The organism is Prosthecobacter sp. SYSU 5D2 (assembly GCF_039655865.1).
In the GTDB taxonomy this organism is placed as follows: domain Bacteria; phylum Verrucomicrobiota; class Verrucomicrobiia; order Verrucomicrobiales; family Verrucomicrobiaceae; genus Prosthecobacter.
This window is the reverse complement of the sequence record NZ_JBBYXL010000002.1, coordinates 375,515-394,761: the sequence shown is the minus strand read 5'-3', so window position 1 is coordinate 394,761 and position 19,247 is coordinate 375,515. Positions and strand designations below refer to the sequence as shown.

The 19,247-nt window shown below is 59.7% G+C and carries 17 protein-coding genes; 8 read left to right on the top strand and 9 right to left on the bottom strand.

What is annotated here, in order from left to right; all coding sequences use genetic code 11:
• The first annotated feature begins 195 nt into the window (after positions 1-195).
• The 3 genes from WJU23_RS04235 to WJU23_RS04225 all read left to right on the top strand — a co-directional run bounded on the left by WJU23_RS04235 (position 196) and on the right by WJU23_RS04225 (position 5,409).
• Complete coding sequence (locus WJU23_RS04235) at positions 196-1,107, top strand: YceI family protein (RefSeq protein WP_346331289.1); 912 nt, start codon at positions 196-198, stop codon at positions 1,105-1,107.
• Positions 1,104-2,693 carry an alpha/beta hydrolase gene (locus WJU23_RS04230; protein ID WP_346331288.1) on the top strand — a complete coding sequence of 530 codons (1,590 nt, stop codon included), beginning with the start codon at positions 1,104-1,106 and terminating at the stop codon, positions 2,691-2,693. Before WJU23_RS04235 ends, WJU23_RS04230 begins: the two co-directional genes overlap by 4 nt.
• Positions 2,694-2,880: 187 nt before the next feature.
• A complete protein-coding gene (locus tag WJU23_RS04225; RefSeq protein ID WP_346331287.1) occupies positions 2,881-5,409 on the top strand; it encodes a PAS domain S-box protein in 2,529 nt (842 codons plus the stop codon).
• On the opposite strand, the gene WJU23_RS04220 is transcribed toward WJU23_RS04225, so the two are convergent.
• The 4 genes from WJU23_RS04220 to rarD all read right to left on the bottom strand — a co-directional run bounded on the left by WJU23_RS04220 (position 5,402) and on the right by rarD (position 8,453).
• Positions 5,402-5,719, bottom strand: coding sequence for a hypothetical protein (locus WJU23_RS04220; protein ID WP_346331286.1), 318 nt, complete (start codon positions 5,717-5,719; stop codon positions 5,402-5,404). The genes WJU23_RS04225 and WJU23_RS04220 overlap by 8 nt on opposite strands.
• Before the next feature lie 198 nt (positions 5,720-5,917).
• Positions 5,918-6,673, bottom strand: a complete 756-nt coding sequence (locus WJU23_RS04215; RefSeq protein ID WP_346331285.1) for a platelet-activating factor acetylhydrolase IB subunit — start codon at positions 6,671-6,673, stop codon at positions 5,918-5,920.
• A gap of 47 nt (positions 6,674-6,720) precedes the next feature.
• A complete protein-coding gene (locus WJU23_RS04210) occupies positions 6,721-7,518 on the bottom strand; it encodes a glycerophosphodiester phosphodiesterase family protein (RefSeq protein WP_346331284.1) in 798 nt (265 codons plus the stop codon).
• A 62-nt stretch (positions 7,519-7,580) separates the two neighbouring features.
• On the bottom strand, positions 7,581-8,453 hold the full coding sequence (rarD, locus tag WJU23_RS04205) for an EamA family transporter RarD (protein WP_346331283.1): 873 nt from the start codon (positions 8,451-8,453) through the stop codon (positions 7,581-7,583).
• A 125-nt stretch (positions 8,454-8,578) separates the two neighbouring features.
• On the opposite strand from rarD, the gene WJU23_RS04200 reads away from it, so the two are divergent.
• Both WJU23_RS04200 and WJU23_RS04195 read left to right on the top strand, forming a co-directional pair.
• On the top strand, positions 8,579-9,739 hold the full coding sequence (locus tag WJU23_RS04200; protein ID WP_346331282.1) for an aminotransferase class I/II-fold pyridoxal phosphate-dependent enzyme: 1,161 nt from the start codon (positions 8,579-8,581) through the stop codon (positions 9,737-9,739).
• 34 nt (positions 9,740-9,773) lie between these two features.
• The gene (locus WJU23_RS04195; protein ID WP_346331281.1) at positions 9,774-10,463 is read left to right on the top strand and encodes a PIG-L family deacetylase; all 690 of its coding nucleotides are present in this window, start codon (positions 9,774-9,776) and stop codon (positions 10,461-10,463) included.
• A gap of 81 nt (positions 10,464-10,544) precedes the next feature.
• Here the strand turns inward: WJU23_RS04195 and WJU23_RS04190 are convergent, their stop codons facing one another.
• The 3 genes from WJU23_RS04190 to nadA form a co-directional block, all read right to left on the bottom strand.
• A complete protein-coding gene (locus tag WJU23_RS04190) occupies positions 10,545-11,366 on the bottom strand; it encodes a metallophosphoesterase (protein WP_346331280.1) in 822 nt (273 codons plus the stop codon).
• Between the two features lie 2 nt (positions 11,367-11,368).
• The gene (locus WJU23_RS04185; RefSeq protein WP_346331279.1) at positions 11,369-12,325 is read right to left on the bottom strand and encodes a diacylglycerol kinase family protein; all 957 of its coding nucleotides are present in this window, start codon (positions 12,323-12,325) and stop codon (positions 11,369-11,371) included.
• Between the two features lie 93 nt (positions 12,326-12,418).
• The gene (gene nadA / locus WJU23_RS04180; protein ID WP_346331429.1) at positions 12,419-13,360 is read right to left on the bottom strand and encodes a quinolinate synthase NadA; all 942 of its coding nucleotides are present in this window, start codon (positions 13,358-13,360) and stop codon (positions 12,419-12,421) included.
• Positions 13,361-13,464: 104 nt separating this feature from the next.
• Here nadA and WJU23_RS04175 point away from each other — a divergent pair, with 104 nt between their 5' ends.
• Complete coding sequence (locus tag WJU23_RS04175) at positions 13,465-14,370, top strand: hypothetical protein (RefSeq protein ID WP_346331278.1); 906 nt, start codon at positions 13,465-13,467, stop codon at positions 14,368-14,370.
• Between the two features lie 13 nt (positions 14,371-14,383).
• Here WJU23_RS04175 and WJU23_RS04170 read toward each other — a convergent pair whose 3' ends face one another.
• Positions 14,384-15,769, bottom strand: coding sequence for an ankyrin repeat domain-containing protein (locus WJU23_RS04170; protein ID WP_346331277.1), 1,386 nt, complete (start codon positions 15,767-15,769; stop codon positions 14,384-14,386).
• Between the two features lie 149 nt (positions 15,770-15,918).
• Here WJU23_RS04170 and WJU23_RS04165 point away from each other — a divergent pair, with 149 nt between their 5' ends.
• The gene (locus WJU23_RS04165) at positions 15,919-16,233 is read left to right on the top strand and encodes a hypothetical protein (RefSeq protein WP_346331276.1); all 315 of its coding nucleotides are present in this window, start codon (positions 15,919-15,921) and stop codon (positions 16,231-16,233) included.
• A gap of 5 nt (positions 16,234-16,238) precedes the next feature.
• On the top strand, positions 16,239-16,706 hold the full coding sequence (locus tag WJU23_RS04160) for a hypothetical protein (RefSeq protein WP_346331275.1): 468 nt from the start codon (positions 16,239-16,241) through the stop codon (positions 16,704-16,706).
• 36 nt (positions 16,707-16,742) lie between these two features.
• Here the strand turns inward: WJU23_RS04160 and WJU23_RS04155 are convergent, their stop codons facing one another.
• Positions 16,743-19,247 (bottom strand): MFS transporter, encoded by a 2,505-nt coding sequence (locus WJU23_RS04155; RefSeq protein ID WP_346331274.1) that lies wholly within the window; start codon positions 19,245-19,247, stop codon positions 16,743-16,745.

Below are 19,247 nucleotides of genomic sequence, written 5' to 3'. Positions count from 1 at the left end.
TAATGACAACGGACCTGGATGGCTCATTTCTAGGATAATGAAAACGTTGCCATTCTTTGCCGCCTTCACAACCGCATCACGCATTCTTTATGCGAATAAGCACAGGCAGTAACCGTTTATTGTCCCTTCATCTGCCTTCTGTATATTCACAGGCAGGCTTCCACATGCATGCCTGTTTCCGACCTTACTTCACCCATGCCTGCCACCCTCATCTCCCCAGCCGAACTGGACACCCTGCGTCTGCAGCAGCCGTCAGCGGTCATCATGGATGTCCGCCTGCCAGACGACCATGAACGCTGTGCCATTGCGGGCTCGGTGAACAACTGTGTGCTGGAGGTGGCCTTTCATGACCGCCTTGCCGCCCTGGTGCCGGACAAAAAAACGCCCGTCTGTGTCTATGGCAGTGCAGCCTCCAGCCATGAGGCCACGATGGCGGCGGAAAAGCTGCTCCGGGCCGGGTATGACCCAGTGTACCGCCTGGACGGCTGCCTGGCCGCCTGGTGCGAAGCGGGCCTCCCCACGGTGGGAAGCGGTGAAACGCCGCAGCCAGCCCCGCTGCCCACCGGCCGGCTGACGGTGGATGTGGAGGAGAGCCGGATGGAATGGCTGGGGCGGAATCTGATGAACAAACACTGGGGCAGCATCCCCATCACCTCCGGTTACCTGGATGTGAAGGACGGCCAGATCCAGGGCGGCGAATTTGTGCTTTCCGTGGCGGACATAACTTGTGATGACCTGGCCGGGAACCCGTATCATGATGTGCTCATCGCTCATCTGCGGAGTGATGATTTTTTTGACACGGCCCTGTATCCGGAGGCGCGGCTCAAGCTCACGGACGCCACGGTCATCCCGGAGGCTCCGCCAGGATCGCAAAATCTCCAGGTGGAGGCAGACCTGACGCTGCGCGGAGTAACTGCGCCAATCTCCTTCACCCTGTCTGCGGGCATGGATGAAAAGCAGCGCTGCGTGGCCCAGGCGGCGTTCAGCATTGACCGTACACGGTGGGGTGTCCTGTATGGCTCAGGCCGTTTTTTTGCCCGTCTGGCAGGGCATCTGGTGAATGATTTGATTGAGCTTCAGGTGCGCATCGTTATGGAACCTGCATGAGCCTCCCGGCAATGTTTTCCTGGACCCTGGCCGCAGCGGTCCTCCTGAATTCCTGTGCCCTGGCACCGGCCCGGCTCATCCGCCCGCTGCAATCGCAGATCCGGCAGATCAACGCGGAACCGCCGGCCTCTTTGCATCAACTGCTGTCCACCGTCGTCACCGAAGCGCCGGATTCACCTGAAGGAAGCAAGGCGCTGGGAGAGGTGGTGGAGCGGTGGAAAAAGGAAAAGCTGCCCGCCCGCAGTCCGGTAAAGGTCAAGGACAAAGACGCCATCCATTTTGAAGTGGTGATGGAGGGGGCTCATCCTGGCGATGATCCGCTGTCCTACTTTGATGAAATCCAGGCAGCATCCGGCTTTAAAACCACCCGCATCCGCCACCATCAGCGTCCGGGCATCGGCGCCCCGCTCATTGCCCTGCGGGAGAACAAGGAGCGCGAGCGCATTGAGCGCTTTTTCCCGCCGGAGGCGATCAGCCGCCCGCTGACGGCAGTGGCGGAGGCAGGGCCTGCGCAGAGAGGTGTGCAGCGCGTACGCATCCGTCTGCTGCCATCGCTCAAATATGAAACCGTCATGTACAAGGGCCGGAAGCAACTGCTGGCAGCGGACTTTTCCAGTTCCTGGGCAGCGGCGCTGTCCCGTGCAGGCGCGCTGCGCCAGTCCGGCATCCTGGACATGCTGACGCCGACACCGAAACGCAAACCGCAGCTCTACCTGATGGAAGCTTACGATCCGCAGAAGGAGCCGCTCATCATGATCCATGGCCTGCTGTCCACACCGCTGGCCTGGGCGGACATCAGCAACGATCTGTGGGCGGATCCGCGCATCCGCAGCCGCTACCAGATCTGGCATTACCTTTACAACACCTCCGCACCGGCGCTGTACTCATCCCGCATCCTCAGAAGCCAGCTCAAAGAGTTACGCTTATTGTTAGACCCGGACGGAAACGACCCCGCCATGCAGAAGACGACGCTGCTCGTCCACAGCATGGGCGGCCTCATCGGCAAGAGCCTCATCGTCACCCCCGGAGATGCTTTTTGGGAAGCCGCCTTCACGGTCCCGCCTGAGCAGCTCAAGCTGTCCGCTGAAGACCGGAAGGTGCTGAACGAGGCCTTCGAATGGCAGCCGGACCGCACCATCCACCGCGTCATCTTCATCTCCACGCCGCACCGTGGCAGCCGCATGGCGGATAATCCGGTGGGGAAAGTGGGCAGCCTGCTCACCCGGCCACCGGTTCAGTTTCAGGACTTTTTCAAGCGCATCTATGCGGATAATCCCGGCGCCTTCACCCCTGCCTATGAGGCCCTGGGCACCGGCCGCATGGACAGCGTCAGCTCCCTGTCACCCAAGCAGCCGACGCTGCGCATCCTGGCGGATCTGCCAATCCCCGGTCATGTGCGGACGCACAGCATCATTGGCAACCGGGGCTGGAAGGGCCCGCTGGAAAAAAGCACCGACGGCATCGTACCCTATACCAGCAGCCGGCTCGAGGGTGCGACTTCCGAACTGATTGTGCCAGCCCGTCACGGAGCCTTTCGCCATCCCGCCGCCAAGGCGGAGATTGTGCGCATTCTGCACCTGGACTGACTCTGCGTCTAACCACTAAAGTCGAATGGTTAGAAAACCTGGCAAAATGCCCGCTCAGGCAACTTTAAAAGGGGGTGAAACGTTATTATTCCACCTCAAAAGTCTTTACGTTAAATGGATTCTTTTAAAACCGGTTTAGACATTGGAGGAAAGTGATAGAAGCTGCGTTGAATTTATCCTCCTTCCTGTGGCTGTCCCTCTGACCTCGCGCTCCCCCCTGAGTGTGGCTGATTCTCAGCTACCGCAGGCAGAGCGTATTTGTGACGGCATTGTCAAAGCCGCTGTGTTGGGAACGGTGCTGATCGCAGGCAGCAATCTGGCCGTGTGGATGATTCCATCGCTTCATTACATTGCCGGTCTGCCAGGCATGATGGTGATGCGGGTCAACAACTGCGTGGCCCTGCTCTGCGCCGCCCTGTCACTGCTGATGTGGCAACTGGCCAAAAAATTTGCTGCCTCGAAGGGTTACCGTCAGGCAGCCGGTCTGCTGGGGGCGCTGGTCGCTCTGATCGGGGGTCTGACCAGCCTTCAGTACTTTTCAGGTGCGGACTTGCAAATAGACAACCTTTTAACGGCCGCCACCTTCCCAGAGGATCACGCGAATGCTCATGTGACAGCTCCCGGAAGGATGAGCCTGAATGCCAGCCTGTCGCTATTCTTTCTGGGCCTGTCCCTCTGGGGGCTGGACTGGACGGTGAATGCAGGCCGTGCCAGACGTATATTCACCGCCCCAATCCTGGCGGTGACCGCTGCCGTGCCTGCGGCATTTGGACTGGTCGGCTACATGGCGGGAACAGGCGCTTTTACGGGACTGCTGAAATCCACCAACATCCTGATGCATGCTGCCCTGGTCCTGGTGCTGCTGGCACTGGGTGTGATGGCCATCCGGAATGAGCGGCAGCCAGTGCGACGGGTGCTTTCACAGAGTGCGGGCGGCATGCTGCTGCGCTGGATGCTCCCTGGATCCACCGCCTCCCTGGTCATCCTGGCCTGGCTGGTGGGCCATGGCCGGGCCAACGGCATGATCGCGACAGGTGAAGGCCGGGCGCTGATGCTCTTTGGCGGACTGCTGCTGTTTTACACCCTGATTGTCGCAGTAAGCCGGGCGGTGGATGACCAGGAGGCAAAGGCGCGCCGCGCCAAATTTGCGCTGAGGGAGGAAGAACAACGCAGCGAATCCATCCTCAAAACTTCCCTGGACGGCGTCTTGCTCATGGATGACAGCGGCCGCGTGGTGGACTGGAACCTGGCGGCGGAAAAGATCTTCGGCTGGAGCCGCGAGGAGATGCTGGGGCGCATGCTGGCGGACTACATCATTCCTGAAAGGCTGCGTGAAGCGCATGAATCGGGCTTGAAAAAATATCTCGATGCCGGGACCGCCCCCATTTTGGGCCAGCGTCTGGAAATGCCCGCCCTGCGCCGCGACGGCACCGAATTTCCTGTGGAGCTTAGCATCAATGCCGTGGTGGATGCCAGTCCGCCGATGTTTGTGGGGTTCATCCGGGACATCACGGCGCGCCAAAAGGCGGAACAGGCTCTTTTAGAGGCCAAGGAGCAGGCAGAAAAAGCCAGCCAGGCGAAGGACGACTTTCTGGCGGCCCTGTCCCATGAACTGCGCACCCCGCTGACCCCGGTGCTGCTCAGCTCCTCCGTGATGAGCAGGGACGAGCGGCTGCCTGAAGATGTGCGCCATGCGCTGGGGATGATTGAGCGGCACGTCAGCCTGGAGGCCCGTCTCATTGATGACCTGCTGGATCTGACCCGGATCTCCCGCGGAAAACTGCTGCTGCGCGCCGAAACGTGTGACGTTCATTCGCTCATCCTCCATGCCTGGGAAATCATCAAGGAGGACGCCCAAATCAAAAACCTGGTAGTGCGGCTGGTCCTGCAATCCCCGCACAGCCTGCTGCCGGGAGATTCCTCCCGCATCCAGCAGGTGTTTTGGAACCTGCTAAAAAATGCGGTGAAATTCACCCCTGCCGGTGGAACCATCACACTCAGTTCCCATTACCTGGAGGAAACATCGCAACTGGTGGTGCGGATCCAGGACAGCGGCATCGGTTTTGAACCAGGCATCGCCGAGCAGCTTTTCATGCCCTTTGAACAGGAAAAAATGGAGGTCCAGTTTGGCGGTCTCGGACTTGGCCTGGCCATTGCCCGCGCCATTGTGGAACTGCATGGCGGCAGCATCTCCGCCGCCAGTGACGGCCCCGGAAAAGGGGCCTTATTCACCGTGACCCTGCCCTGCAGCAGCACACTCCAGGAGACTGCCACCATCCGCCCGCAGAAACCCGAGGCCGAGCCCCCTGCCAGCCACCTGTTTAACATCCTGCTGGTGGAAGACCACGAGCCTACCCGGCAGGTGCTGGCACGGCTGCTGAACCGGGCAGGACATGTGGTGACGGCGGTGGGCAGTGTGGCGGAAGGCGTGCTGGCGGCTGAAATGGCCGCAAACACACTGGACATTCTCGTCTCCGATGTGGGACTTCCAGACGGCTCAGGCATGGACCTGATGCAGCAGCTCCGCAGCCGGGGCATTATACTCAGCGGCATCGCCCTGTCCGGCTACGGCATGGAGGAGGACCATCAGCGCACCCGTGAGGCCGGCTTTGCCCGCCATCTGGTGAAGCCCGTCAAGTTCGAGCAGCTCCAGCAGGCCCTGGCGGAATTGCAGGGAGCCGACGGAACTCACGTTCCAGGGAACCAGCCTATTTGAGCGGAGTCCAGGCGATGTCGCCATAGAGGTCACCATGACGGTCCACCTGGAGCTGGGCCAGCCAGGGGTCAAACCCCAGCATCATGGCGCGCGAGCAGATGCTGTCATGCTCCGCCTGGGTAAGGACAGGGACCGCTTTCGGTTCTAAAGTGGCATTGATGTGAACTAGCATGTTGCTGTCCTCGCTGCGGGCCTCCAGGTCTTTGGTGCCATGACGCTGCTTGTGGCGGTAGCAGCGGTATCCTTTTTCGGTAAGCCAGTTCTCCACATGGCGTTCCCCGCAGTCAGCTATGTCAGTTGGTGTCAGCATGGCGCATGATGGTCAGGTTGATCCTGTAAAATCTGGCCTCCAAGATGGCGCCCATTTGAATAACAGAATTACTTTTAGTTATACCAAAAGGCGTTTTGCAGCGCAACATTCCTCTGCGTCCCATCTGAAAACACAAAAGGCCGCCCGGTGAGAGGCGGCCTTGAGATGGTGAACAAGGATCTGGAAGTGTCCGCTGCTTTATTCTCCCAGCAGTTCCTTGATCTTCGGCTCGATGGCCTCGGCCCACATGCCATAACCGTTTTCAGAAAGGTGCAGTAGATCAGGCATCACCTCGCGGGTCAGGGTGCCATCGGGCTGGAGGAAGGTCTGGCTGATGTCGAGGTAATGGATGCGCTTGCCATCGGCAAGGGTGGCGATTTTGGCATTGGTCTCCTGGTTCTGTTTGCGCATGGCGTCTTCATTGTTTTCTCCACGCGGGAAGATGCCGAGGACGAGGACCTTGGCCTGGGGGGCCTTGGTCTTGAGACGACGGAGGATGAGCTCCACCCCGTCAAAGGTCTGGTCGGCGCTGCACTCGTAATTGGCATCGTTGAGCTCCTTCATCGGGCGGCCAGCGTGGCCAGTGTTGTTGGTGCCGATCATCAGGACGATGAGCTTGGGCTTGAGACCGTCGAAGTTGCCATTATCCAGGCGCCACAAGACGTGCTCGGTGCGGTCACCGCCGATGCCAAAATTGGCGGCTTTGCGGCTGCCATAAAACTTCTCCCAGGCGGCTTTGCCATTTTTTTCCCAGCCCTGGGTGATGGAGTCGCCCAGGAAGACGAGAGTGGCTTCGCCTTTTTTGGAGATTTCATTGAAGGTGTTGTGACGGGTCATCCATTTTTCATCACGGGGCACCGGATTGGTGGCGACATGGGAGGGGATGACGCGCTCCGGCTTTTCACAGGCGGTGAGCAGGAGGAGGCCAAGGAGGGCAAGGGCAGTGTTTTTCATGAGGGTTGGGAGAGGCATTCAAAAACGGAGCGGTGGGTCAAAAGCAATCATTTCTTCTCCAAAGCGGCTCTGGCCATGATGGGATCATCGGTGGTGATGCTGTCCACGCCGAAGCCGGCGAGGCGGCGCACGTCACCAGGGCGGTTGACGGTCCAGACATGGACTTCCAGGCCAGCGTCTTTGATCTGCTTCACCATGGCCTCACTCCACTTCCACTTGAGGCCCAGGTCCAGGCCGTCGAGGCCGTCGGCCTTTGTATCGGCAATGAGCTGGGTGAGGTCCACGGGCTTCTTGTTCTCCTTCTCAGAGGAGAGGCGGTACACCTTGATCCAGGGAAGGGCTTTTTTGGATTCCTGGGCGACCTGACGGTTGAAGGCGATGATGCAGAGCTGGTGGCCGCGCAGTCGCCATTTGGCCAGTTTTTTGGCGAGAACGGGGACGACTTCCGGGCCGCTTTTCACCTCCAGGAAAAAACGGCGCGTACCCAGCGGCAACGTGGCCAGGCTTTCCTCCAGGCTGGGGATTTTTTCGCCTTTGAAGATGGCGTTCTTAAAGGAGCCGGCATCCAGGGTCTGCAGGTCGGCAAGAGTGCTGTCCCGGACGATTTTGGCGACCTTGGTGGTGCGCTTGGTGTCTGCATCATGCAGCACGGCGATCTCGCCATCGCCAGTCAAAAGAAGATCGAGCTCACAGGCATCCGCGCCCTGCTGCCAGGCGAGGTTGAAGGCGGCGACGGTATTCTCAGGAGCGCGTGCGGAGAAACCGCGATGGGCGACAATCTCAACGGCGTTTAGGCTGAAGAGCGAGGTCATAGTGAGGCAGGCGAGCAGGGAAAATCGTTTCATGAGGGGCACAGATAACGTTGCGGGCGGGGACTTTTTTCGGAAGGAAGATTCCGATGGTAGTATCAACGCTTTCGCCTCAGGTCCATGCAGAAGATGGCGATGGCGGTCCAGATGAAGGCAAAGGCCACCAGGGACAGCGGACTGAGAGCCTCCCCAAAAGCCAAAACGCCCAGGAGGAACTGCCCTGTGGGTGCCAGGAACTGCAACAGGCCTAACAAACTGAATGGCAGCTTCCGTGCCGCGTGAGCAAAGCCCAGGAGCGGCACCGTCGTCACAACGCCCAGCCCAAGGACGAGAGCCAGGTCCAGGCCGCCGCCATCGCCAAACACAGCGCGGCCATGCAGGCTCTGCCAGATCAGAAAACCGCCCGCCAGCGGCAGCGCGACGAGGGATTCCGTGGCCAGTCCGGTCAGCGGTCCCTGGACGGACTGACGCCGTACCAAGCCGTAAAAACCGAAGGAGAAGGCGAGGACCAATGCGATCCACGGCGGCCTGCCCACGGCGAGCATTTGCAGGAGTACCCCGCATGACGCCAGGGCCACGCTCACCCGCTGCCCCCGCGACAGCCTTTCTCCCAGCAGCAGGTAGCCGATGACGACATTGAGCAGCGGATTGAGAAAGTAACCGAGGCTGCATTCCACCAGGTGCCCGTGTAGGGCAGCCCAGACAAAGGTGCCCCAGTTCACCCCGAGCAGGACGGCGGCCAGAGAGTGCGTGCGAAGCACGTCAGCGCGTCGCAGCTCTCGGAGCCATTGCCCAAGCTCGCCCCGCAGCAAGAGCAGGGGCAAGGTGAGCGCCATCGTCCACACCACCCGCTGCGCCACCGCCACGTCCGCGCCGAGGTGACCGATCCATTTCCAATAAATAGGAATGATGCCCCAAAGTCCAAAGGCCATGACCGCGCTCAAGAGGGCGGAGGTGGGGGGACGGGTCATGGAGGGGGTGACTCATAACGGAGCAAATGAGAAAACCGGCAAGCGAATTCATCTGCCGTTTCATTCCCGATCCTGCTTGAATTGGCAGAGGTTTCCGCCCACTCATCGGTTTCCATCCCCAACCCATGCCACAGCCAGCACGCCGCCTTGAAATTTTTACGGAATCCGTCATCCGGGAGATGACGCGCCAGTCCAACCGGCACGGGTCCATCAACCTGGCGCAGGGGTTTCCGGATTTTGATCCGCCGGAGGAGCTGATTGAGGCGCTGGCGGTGGCCATCCGGGGGCCGCATCATCAGTATGCGGTGACTTGGGGCGCGCCGCGGTTCCGCCAGGCGCTGGCACGGAAGCACTCCCAATACACCGGGCTGGATCTGGATGCGGACCGGCATGTGGTGGTGACCTGCGGCAGCACGGAGGCGATGATGGTGGCCATGATGACGGCCTGTGATCCGGGGGACAAGGTGATCGTGTTTTCGCCGTTTTACGAAAACTATGCGGCGGATGCGATCCTGTCCGGGGCAATCCCGGTGCACATCACGCTGCATGCACCTAACTATGAGTTTGATCGTGATGAGCTGCGCAAGGCGTTTGCGGATGGGGCCAAGGCGATTGTCATCTGCAACCCATCGAATCCATGCGGCAAGGTTTTCACGCGGGGGGAGCTGCTTTTCATCGCGGAGCTGGCGGATGAATTCGATGCGTTTGTGCTGATGGACGAGGTGTATGAACACATCGTCTATGCGCCGAATGAGCACACGTATTTTGCCACGCTGCCAGGCATGTGGGAGCGGACGCTGAGCTGCGGGTCGCTTTCGAAGACTTACTCCATCACCGGCTGGCGGCTGGGCCATGTCATCGCACCGGAGAATCTCATCTCACGTTGCAAAAAGGTGCATGACTTTCTCACAGTGGGAGCGGCTGCGCCTTTGCAGGAGGCGGCGGTGACGGCGCTGGAATTTCCTGCCAGCTACTATGCGGGTCTGCAGAGTGACTACAAGGCCAAGCGGGATGTTTTTCTGCCGTATCTGCGCCAGACAGGGCTGCCCTTCACGGAACCGCAAGGAGCCTATTACACGATGTTAAACATCCACTCGCTAGGCTTTGCCACAGACACGGAAGCGGCAGCGTGGCTGACGTCCGAGGTGGGTGTGACGGGCGTGCCGGGGTCCAGCTTTTACCGGGAGCCGGAGCACCGGTACATCCGTTTCCACTTTGCCAAAAAGGAGGAGACGCTGCATGCGGCAGGAGAAAAACTAGTGGAAGGCCTGAGACGCGGAAGGTAAGCGCCGGAAGGAGCGTATCCCCTTCCCTTCTCTTATGCCCAAGACCATCCTCGCCATCGGTGCCCATTATGATGACTGCCCTTTCGGACTGCCGGGCATTCTTTTGAAGGCCGTGCAGCAGCACCAGCGGGTGGTGATCCTGAGCCTGATCGGCGACTACAGCAACTGGCCGCCAGTGCGGGGGCGTGAGGAGGGGCTGAAGCAAAAGACCATCGAGATGGCCAAGGAGCGCGGCATCGAAATGCGATTTCTAAACTACAGCTCCATGGGCTTCGAACCGACGTTGGAGGCCAAGCGGGAGGTGGCCCAGGTGGTGGCGGAGGTGAAGCCGGACACGGCCTTCATGCTATGGCCGAAGGACCGGCACCCGGATCATGAGGCGGCCTCCGCCATCAGCCATGCGGCGCTGTTTCAACCGGCGCGGCTGCTGGGGGATGACAATGCGCGCAGCCCGTCCCAGGTCTTCTGGTATGACAACGGGCCGGGGCATACGATTGACTTCACGCCGGACACCTATGTGGATGTGAGCAGCGTGTGGCCAGCCGCCACCGAGTGGCTGGGCGGGCTGATGGCCTATGTCCGCAACCGTCCGCTGGATGTGCAAAAGGAGGCGGCGGTGGAGACCAAGACGGTGCTGGCGCGGTATCGCGGCCTGGCCTGCGGAGCCAAGTATGCAGAAGCGGTGCGGACGGTGAGGCCGGTGGCGCGGGATTGGGTGGTGTGAAGCGGGCGGAGATGAGCTCCTCAACCCCGCTGACCTGTCGTTCCCGCACTAGGGACAGTGCGGACCACTTTAATGTGGAAGTCAGGCCTCCTGCCAGTCACGTTTGTCCGCAGCGCGGTGGAAGCGCCATTTTTTACCGGGGGTGTAGCCGGTGCCGTCCCAGCGGCTGGCCTGGACGGTGAGCTCGTGGGCGTCCCCTTCGATGATGTGGAAGCCGTTGGGCTCGCCTTTGAGACGATGGGAGATGGCGGTGGAGACGGCGGAGAGGACGCAGCTACGGGCAGCACTGCCGCCGCTGAGGCGGAGGGTCTGCGCATAACTGATGTGGAAATGCCCGGCCAGAATGAGGTCCACGCCCGCGAGATTGACCGACTGGGAAAACTCCCGCTGACGGCCGATGAGGTGGCGGCGGGTGCCCTGCGGCGGGGCGGCGGGGGGATGATGGACGACGAGGACCTTGAGGGCGTTGTCATCAGCTTCCTGGCCGGTTTTGACCATGCGGGCCATTTGATGATGAGACAGGCGGCCGCGTGACCAGTCCAGATGCCAGCCAGCGATACGGGCGGAATTGGTGCCCATGACAAAGAGGCCGGGGCTTGTCCAGACGGGTTCCAGGTCCTCCTGCACGATGCACCGGTAATGCCGCCAAGGACGGCGGAAGCGCTCCCAAATGACCCACCAGCGGGGGACGTCATGGTTTCCTGGGACGACGAGCTGCGGGATGGGAATGGAATCCAGGAAAGTGCGGGCTTCTTCAAACTCGCGGGCGCGGCCGTTTTGGGTGAGGTCTCCGCTGACGACGACGACCTCCGGCTCCGCTGCCATCACCGCATCCCGCAAAAAAGCGGGCATGTCCGGCGAGACGGCCCCAAAGTGGAGGTCAGAAATGTGGACCAGGCGCATGGTCAGGCGGCCGCGGTGGTTTCCTCTGCCAGGGCGGCTTCCTCCGCGATGCGGGGGGCGATGACGCGGAGGGCTTTGGGCACCAATTTCACCCGCAGGGGAACGGTGAGTTTTTCCAGCTCGCCGTCCATCATGACCGGGATGCGGCGCTTGCGGGTGACACGGATTTCCAGGTCCGTGGCACGCATGGAGACGATTTCGCGATCTTCTTTCCACCGGCCCATGACCCAGGCGACAAAGGAGCGCATGAGGCCAAACTGCGTCTGGTGCTTGGAAACATAAACGGTGAAGTAACCGGCATCCAGCGTGCGCCGCCGTGGGATGATGCCAAACAGATCCTCGTAGTCATTGTTGGCCAGCAGGGCGATGCGGGTGCGATGGCGGATGACCTTGTCCCCTTCCTGAAGGCAAAGGTGCAACGGCGGAAAGGTGGCCGCACTGCGCAGGGCATCCCACAGGGTGCGCGCGGATTTGACGATCCAGCTTCCGTGATACTCCGGGCGGCCCATGACAAGGGCAGGATAAAAGCCGAGAACCACAACGCACATGTAGAGATTTCCAGCGACATCGAGAAGGTCCATCTCACCCACTGGGGCGGTGACCAGGGCACGAGCGGCCTCCTGCCAGTCCAGTGGCATGCCGACATCCCTGGCGGCAAGATTGAAGGTGCCCAGGGGCAGAATACCGAGGGGCTTGGCATGACCGGCAAAAACGGTGGCCGCCGTGGCGACAGTACCATCCCCGCCTCCAACTATGACGGCATCGGCATCGCCATCGCGGGCTTTTTCCAGGGCCGCCTCCACTTCTTTTCCTGGCACCTGGCAGATCTCCACCTCGCAGCCCAGCTCCTCAAAAATTTCCTTCAATCCCTGCTCCACGACATCCGGTCCCAGGGTGGCCAGGGTGCCGGATTCACAGTTGAGAATGACGCACAGACTCCTGCGGGGATTAGGATTCATCGGGAAAAGATACGCGACTGGACGCTCTAAGCAGCATTTATAATCGCAGTTACCCTCTGGAATGCGCGTGAAGAAAGCCGGTTTAGGCGATCCTTACCGGCTCAGTTCCAGCATGCGCAGCAGCGGTTTCTCGGCGCGGACGCGGATTTCCTCGGGCATGGTCACCTGGGGGGTGAGGTCGCGGAGGGAATCGTGGAGCTTTTGTAGGGTGTTCAGCTTCATGTAGCGGCAGTCGGCACAGGCGCAGTGGCCGGTGGGGCCGGGGATGAAACGCTTGCCAGGCACTTCCCGCTCCAGGCGGTGCATCATGCCGCTTTCGGTGACGATGATGAAGGTGCTGGCCGGGCTGCCCTGGCAGTAGTGAACCATTTTTTCCGTGGAACACACCACATCCGCCAGCATACGCACGGCATACGTACACTCCGGGTGGGCGACGACCTCGGCGTCCGGATACTCGTCCTTGATGCCCTGGATGCTGTCGCGGGTGAACTCCACATGCACATAGCAGGCCCCTTTCCAAAGGTCCATCTTGCGGCCCGTCTGCTCCATGACCCAGCTCCCCAGGTTCTGGTCTGGGACAAAAAGGATGGGCCGGTCAGCCGGGGCAGCATTGACGATTTTCACCGCGTTGCCGCTGGTGCAGATGCAATCGCTGAGGGCTTTGACGTGGGCGCTGCAATTGATGTAAGCGATGACGTAATAGTTCTTTTCCGCGTTAGCCTTCAGGAAGGCCTCAAGCTGCGGGCCGGGGCAGCTCTGCTCCAGGGAGCAGCCGGCATTGGCATCGGGAAGAATGACCGTCTTGGTGGGATTGACGATTTTGGCGGTCTCCGCCATGAAATGAACCCCGCAAAAGGCGATGACATCCGCATCAGTCTCCTTCGCGTGATAGGCCAGGCCGAGGGAGTCGCCCACAAAATCGGCAATCTCCTGGATTTCTTTGGACTGGTAGTTGTGAGCAAGAATGACAGCATTCCGCTCTTTTTTGAGGCGGAGAATTTCAGTGACCAGGGTGGGGGTGGCGACAGCGACCATGCTCATGATATAGCGGAGACTGGCCCCGGCTCAAGGGAGAAACGGTCTCATCAGAGCGGGAAGAAAGCTTGCGTGTGATTGGGGGCTTGAAATAGGATCCCAGGATGTGGCGTAAGATCATGGTTCTCATTTGGGGGATAGTCCTGCCTGGGCCATTGCTGGCGCACGTGGATCCTGCAGGGGATACTTATCCCCAAGTGATGGTCGAGGATGGCCGGTTTTTGATCTCTTTTACGACGAGACTCGCCGTGGAGAAGGGAGATCCAGTCGAAGTTAAAAGTGCGGTCATTTATGAGCCGGATGGCAGTGTATTTATCCCTCGCCATCGGGTGAACTATCCTGAACGGAAAAATCAGTTCTCTAAAGTCGAGTTCCGATCCACCTCAGATATTGAAGAACAGGAGCTGTTAAAGCCAGGTGAAACTCCAAAACGTGAAGAGAACCGGCTGCATCGTGCGGTTTTGATTGAGCATCCCTATGACTTGCCCCAGCGAGTGGAGCGCCCGTTGCCCATCGAAATTACAGCTTCATCACCCTATGCGGATAAAGCGAGCTTCAACGGTGAACAGGTGGCCTTTATTTGGTCTGACGATGAGGAAGAGCAACACTTCTCTGCTCATCACCTGCATCTCAGCATGGCCAGTCTAAATGGCTCTGCTGAGGATAAAACATTGCCACTAGGAAAGGTGGCGACGATCTATGACTTCCCCGCCGCATCCTCCCCGCTCTGGGCAGCAGGCCGCTGGTGGGTTGCATGGGTCCAAGAGAGCGGGCAGTCCCAATCAGCGCAAGACGAGCGCTGGCAGACCCTGCTCAGCAGCTACGATCCCGTGACTCAGAAGCTGGAACACCAGGCCTTACCGGGCATCAGCCACTGGAACAGCAGCCTCTCCATAGCGGCGACTGAGGGCTGGTTGTGCATCGCCTGGCACGCATCCCAAGAGGGCCGTTATCCGGGAAGCGCCAAGATTGTCACGGCTTTTGTCAAGATGCCTGCAGTTAAGGAATAGCAGCCATCTACACTCATTCGATGAGCGGCTTTGAAAACCTCTTTGAGGAGATGGCCAGCCACTGCTCGGTGGTGCGCCCCTCTATGTCTGTTGAGGCTGGATCGGCCCCCAGCAACAAGAGATGCGCATAAATATCTTTGGCCCCAACCATGCCCGCCCATAGCAAGGGTGTACGGCCATCGGAATCGGAGGCATCAACAGGGCACCCGGCGGCGAGAAAGGCTTTCAGCAATTCCAGGTCATTGACCAATACTGCCCAAACCATCAATGATCTGCCGTCCACCTCAAAGGATTTGGCATCTTGGATGGCTGGCAGGACCTTCGTCACCATGCGGCGAAGGCTGGAGGTTTGAATGGTCTCTGTTTCCGTCGTTTTGACCAGACGACGGATAAAGGCTTCCGCATCCCCATAGGATGCGCCCAGGGAAACCAGCTTCTCCACGACCAGCCACCTGCTTGTCTCATAGGCGTGATCGAGAGCGCTGCGATTTTGACGATCCAGGAGGTCCAGGGAAGCGCCGCCTGAAGCGAGTATGCTGACGACCTCCGGCAATTCTAAAAAATGGTGCGCTGCTAGCATTAGAGCCGTTTGTCCCTGGTGGTCTGTAGCATCCAGATTCGCGCCATGCTGGATCAGCCATTTGAGAGCTTCTTTATTCACTGACTCGACGGCTCCATGCACCGGCGTGCGGCCTTTCTTATTGGCGGATTCAGGGTTCACCCCTAGTGCCAGCAACCGGTCCAGCATGGCCGTCACGACCTTCGGAGATTCAGTATCATGGGAAAAAGAATGGTAACTCGAGGCGCAGGCACAATAAAATAATGTGTCGCCATCTTGGAGCACGGCCTTCGAATCGGCCCCCTTTTGTAGCAGAAATTCGAACACATCCATTTTATAAGCCTGGACGGCAGCACCCAGTGCTTCAGCAGTGAGGGGCGCACCCCTGTCTAACAAAAAGCGAACTTGATCAAGATCTCTTTTGGCAGCGGCTGCCAGGGCATGCGGATCCTGGCGAGGATCGGCCCCTTTCGAGATCAGAAACTCCAGCAAATTTTCAGCATCTCCCACAAATGGCAAGAGCCCGCCCACTGAGGAAAGTGGCGTTTGATTGGATTCAAAGGGGCCGTTGAGCCGGGCTCCTGCTTCGATGAAGGCCGTCACCATCTCCTTGTTTCCCTGTGAGATGGCCTTATGAAAGGGAATGTCAGGGTAGGTGTCAGTCCCGCCATTGGGGTCCACCCCTGAACGCAGGAGTTGGGTCGCCACTTCGACATCTCCCACCTGGACGGCATCATACAATTGATCCAGCCGTTCCTTATCAGGCGACGAGGCCTTGCCATCCTGCCCAATTAGCGCACCAGCCATAAGGATGAAGACTCCGATGAACACACGTTTCATGAGGATGAATAATACCATGCGCCAGCAGGTGGCTGGCAAGCCCATTCAGCTCAAGTCAGCCTGTCAGTGCCTTTGGATCTTGGAAAAAATGGGGGGGTGAGAGGCGTCCAGACTTGCGTTAAGAGCCGAATTTTGAGAGGAACTTGTATATGAGTGATGACCAACCCCCCTCGCTGACTCTTTTCACCCTCAAAGACGGGCTTGTCGAAAGCTCTGGCGACCAGGAAGTCGTGGATGCCTTTGCTGCTGATTTCCAGGGGCTGCGTCACTTTGGCTCCAAGATCGGCGATGCGCTGAACCTGGGCGAAGCCTGGACGGGCACGCTGCAGGAGGAGGACCTGACGGTGGGCTATGCCTATCATGAAGAGGGCACGGGCCCGAAAGATCCGGGTGCCGGGGCGCTTATCGGCAAAAAAGTACTCCTTTACGAACTGCTCACCGAAGTCACCACCCAGGAAGCATAAACATCATGGCTGCAAACATCACCCCTTCCCTCCGTGCGGCAATGGAGCGCCTGAAAAATGGTGGCTCTGTCAACGGTCTGCTGCTTGGCTGGCGCCGACAGATCCTGCTGAACATCCTGCCTTTTGAAGAATTCCGTGCGGAGCGTCTGCTGCACACGCTGCATGACGGTCGCGACCACTTTGCCAGCGGTGGCGACCGCGATGTGCAGACGTTTTGGTTTGGTTATGACAGCTGTCATGTGCTGGTGAGCTTTCGTGGAGAGTGCACATTGGTCATCCTGCATACCCGTGCCGAGGAAGTGGATTTTCTGAAAACGGCGGCAGAGACGTTCCTCGAAGACAGCCAGCTTCTCCTGGATTCCCTGTTGAATCCCTCCCCTCAGGATGGAGGTCAGACGCAGCCCTTGGGCACTTCGGGTGAAATCCCCACGCAAAGTGACAAGCACACCAATTTTATCGGCCGCATGGCTTAGCCAGCAGCCGATAAATCCAGACTCCGAGCCGCAGAGTCAGTCCTGTGGCGCAACTGCGGGCAGCAGGAACCCCCGGTGGTCCATGATGATGCCTGGCAGCACCACGGGGCCGGGATTCTGCGGAGTGAGCATGGAGATCTCCAGTCCGTCCGGCCCGGTCTGCACGGCATAGCCCGGCAGCAGGCGGCCATAGGTGCCAGGGATGATGCCGAGTTGCAAACCGCGCTCGTCATCCGGCATCTGCGGGTCTGGCACGCAGGTGGCGATGAGCGCACCGGTGGGTGAATGGAGCAGGCCGCGATAAAGGCTGATGTCTTCCGAGACGGGCACGGTGGCATCCGCCCAAAGCAGGGCGATTCTGCCGATGTGGTCCCAATCTGTCACCTGGGCGAGTTTTTCCGGCAGTGTGGCATCGCCCACGGCGACGACGCTTTTCTCAGCACAGCCAATGACCGAAGCGACCTCAGTAACCACACGCACGCGGCCTTTCATATCGGCAAAGGCCAGGAGAGTCTGATGGATGAGGCTGCCGACGGGGGCCAGGCAAAGAATCGTCTCTCCCTGGCGCGCCCATTCGACTTCCATGAGGCGGAGGGCATTGCCGATGATTTGCTGCTTGTCACGGTTGTCCGTGACCTCAAACTCGCGCCGGCTGAGAATGGCCTCGGCGCTGAGGGCCAGCATTTGCGCACGCACGTTCTCCGGGGTGGCTTCCTTGGCCGTGATGGGATGGCCGAAATAAACACTAATGGGATAGCGCAGCTTCTTGGGCCACTTTTTGAAAAACAGCCCGCCTTCAAAAGAGAAGATGCTACCGTAAAGGCCGTCCATATAAACGGGAACGACCTGGGCATCGCCCTGGCGGGCCATGAGTTCGTAGCCTTTGCGTAGGTCATTGACGATGCCGTGCCGGGTGATCTGACCTTCCGGAAAAAGGCAGACGATGCGGCCTTCCTTCAAAGCCGCCCCAACGGTGCGGACGGCATCTTTGGCACGCGTAGGCGAGATGGGCACGGTGCCGCAGAGCTTCACAAACCACGTCATCGCAGGGATGTTATAAAGCGCATCCCACATGACAAAACGCACCTGACGGGTGCAGGAGGCCCCCATGATGAAGGCATCCACATAGCTGACGTGATTGGGCAGCAGCATGGTGCCACCACCTTTGGGCACGCGCTCATGATGCACGGAACGGACTTTGTAAATGCTGCGCACAATGGCCAGGGCGATGAAGCGGAGGAGGTAATGAGGCAGGAGCTGGATGATGTAAACTGTGGCCACCAGCATGAGCACGCCGAGCAAGAAGAACTGTGCTTGAAAGCCGAAACCCACGGCCTTCAGCCCCATAAGCACCGCCACACCCAGCACGCCGGCCAGGCTGTCCAACAGGTTCATGGAGGCGAGCACACGCCCGCGTTTTTGTTCATCCGCTGTGTCCTGGATGAAGGTCTGGATGGGCACCATGTAGCAGCCGCCCATGAAGCCCACGAGTGCCAGCGCCCAGTCAAAGCGGACCGTGCCCACTGGCGTGAGACCGGCATAAAACAAGGCTCCGGCGAGACCCAGGGCACCGATGGGAATCATGCCGAGCTGCAAAGAACGGCGGTTCACCCAAGAGATGAACAGGCTGCCCGCCACGGTGCCAATGCCGATCATGAGGGTCATTTTGGAGGAGGCCGTGGCCGCCCCACCGACGGCCTGGTCCGGATACAGGGCCAGGCCGATGTCCACAAACATAGCGGCGGCCATGCTGGCGACGAACCAGTAGGTGGAATTGCCCAGGAACGCGCGGCGCATGGGAGGGAAAGCCAGGCTCTCCTTGAGATGGCTAAAATGCTCCCACCAGAGGGAGCGCTGATACTTCACCCCTGGATGGGCCGGGGTGCGCTGAATGTAAAAGCCTGCGACCAGAGCGACCATGGCCACGCCAAAGAGCCACCAGATAGGTTCCGCAGCAGCGAGCCAGGGATCACCGTGTTCGTTAAAGAGCGAGTCAAACCACGCGCCGCCGACGCCCAGGCCGGCCAGGATGCCGATCATAGTGACCATTTGCAGCCAGCCTACCGTGAAGCCGAGCCGCCGTGAACCCACCACTTCCTTCAGGATGCCCATTTTGGCCGGGCTGTAAAAGGTGGACTGCACCGCCAGCATGAAGAAGGCACCCAGGGCCAGGAGGATGCTCAGCTCCCCCAAGGCCAGGTGGAAACACAGCCCTGCGAGCAGCAGGATCACCGACTGCGCCACCAGCATGGCCAGGATGACGGCCCGCTTGGAATAACGGTCGGCAAAGTAACCGGACAATGGCGCCAGAAGGATGAAAGGCAGCAGGATCATCCCGCCCAGCCAGACGCCGATATTTTCCCCCAGCGCACCGGTGGCCACCTTGGGGGCCAGGCCGACGAGCATCATCTTCAACAGGTTGTCGTTGAAGGCATTCAGCATCGTCGCCCCCAGCACCAGCGCGATGGATACCCAGGCCCGTCCGGGCAGGGTCTTCATCTTGTCAAGGGCATCAGGATCTGGGGAAAGCGGGGTGGGCAT

Bases quoted from the DNA above. Each gene is read 5' to 3' on its own strand.
- WJU23_RS04235 (WP_346331289.1), top strand. From the start codon at position 196: ATGCCTGCCACCCTCATCTCCCCAGCCGAACTGGACACCCTGCGTCTG.
- WJU23_RS04230 (WP_346331288.1), top strand. From the start codon at position 1,104: ATGAGCCTCCCGGCAATGTTTTCCTGGACCCTGGCCGCAGCGGTCCTC.
- WJU23_RS04220 (WP_346331286.1), bottom strand. From the start codon at position 5,719: ATGCTGACACCAACTGACATAGCTGACTGCGGGGAACGCCATGTGGAG.
- WJU23_RS04215 (WP_346331285.1), bottom strand. From the start codon at position 6,673: ATGAAAAACACTGCCCTTGCCCTCCTTGGCCTCCTCCTGCTCACCGCC.
- WJU23_RS04210 (WP_346331284.1), bottom strand. From the start codon at position 7,518: ATGAAACGATTTTCCCTGCTCGCCTGCCTCACTATGACCTCGCTCTTC.
- rarD (WP_346331283.1), bottom strand. From the start codon at position 8,453: ATGACCCGTCCCCCCACCTCCGCCCTCTTGAGCGCGGTCATGGCCTTT.
- WJU23_RS04200 (WP_346331282.1), top strand. From the start codon at position 8,579: ATGCCACAGCCAGCACGCCGCCTTGAAATTTTTACGGAATCCGTCATC.
- WJU23_RS04195 (WP_346331281.1), top strand. From the start codon at position 9,774: ATGCCCAAGACCATCCTCGCCATCGGTGCCCATTATGATGACTGCCCT.
- WJU23_RS04190 (WP_346331280.1), bottom strand. From the start codon at position 11,366: ATGCGCCTGGTCCACATTTCTGACCTCCACTTTGGGGCCGTCTCGCCG.
- WJU23_RS04185 (WP_346331279.1), bottom strand. From the start codon at position 12,325: ATGAATCCTAATCCCCGCAGGAGTCTGTGCGTCATTCTCAACTGTGAA.
- nadA (WP_346331429.1), bottom strand. From the start codon at position 13,360: ATGGTCGCTGTCGCCACCCCCACCCTGGTCACTGAAATTCTCCGCCTC.
- WJU23_RS04175 (WP_346331278.1), top strand. From the start codon at position 13,465: ATGTGGCGTAAGATCATGGTTCTCATTTGGGGGATAGTCCTGCCTGGG.
- WJU23_RS04170 (WP_346331277.1), bottom strand. From the start codon at position 15,769: ATGAAACGTGTGTTCATCGGAGTCTTCATCCTTATGGCTGGTGCGCTA.
- WJU23_RS04165 (WP_346331276.1), top strand. From the start codon at position 15,919: ATGAGTGATGACCAACCCCCCTCGCTGACTCTTTTCACCCTCAAAGAC.
- WJU23_RS04160 (WP_346331275.1), top strand. From the start codon at position 16,239: ATGGCTGCAAACATCACCCCTTCCCTCCGTGCGGCAATGGAGCGCCTG.
- WJU23_RS04155 (WP_346331274.1), bottom strand. From the start codon at position 19,247: ATGCCCACCCCGCTTTCCCCAGATCCTGATGCCCTTGACAAGATGAAG.